General features: G+C 69.7%; 1 pseudogene. It reads right to left on the reverse strand.

The features are described from left to right. Positions 1-151: 151 nt before the first annotated feature. Positions 152-557, reverse strand: a pseudogene (locus KV201_RS22430) (GTPase HflX); the annotation flags it as partial.

Below are 557 nucleotides of genomic sequence, written 5' to 3' on the forward strand. Positions count from 1 at the left end.
CCCGATCCTGGGCGATTTCGCCGATGTGCTCGGCAAGGTCGTCGCGGTGCTGCGCTCGGTCTAGCCTCCGACCCGTGTCCCGCTCAGGCGGTCACGCTCGGGCCGGTCACGCTGGGGCCGATCACTCTGGGGCCGGTCACTCTGGGGCCGGTCACTCGTCGGCGATGAACTCCTGGAGACCGGCGACATCCTGCTCTCGCACCCTGCCGTGGATGCGGGTGCCGCCCTCCTCATAGGTGGTGGTGTCGATGACGGCGCGGTCGTGGAGCGACGCGACGACGTCGCCACGGTCGTAGGGAATGAGCATGTCGACCACCACGGACGGTGTCGGCAGGACGTCGGAGATGCGCTCGAGGAGCTCCTGGATGCCCTCCCCCGTGCGCGCCGACACGAAGATGCCGTCGGGCTCGAGGCCGCGGATGAGCAGACGCTGGTCGTCGTCGGCGAGGTCAGCCTTGTTGAAGGCGACGACCTCCGGGATGTCACGGCCACCGACCTCGCCGATGACGTCGCGCACCGTCGCGAGCTGGCTCGCGGGATCCGGATGCGACGCGTCG

It is taken from the genome of Shewanella sp. SR1 (assembly GCF_020447145.1).
GTDB lineage: Bacteria > Pseudomonadota > Gammaproteobacteria > Enterobacterales > Shewanellaceae > Shewanella > Shewanella baltica.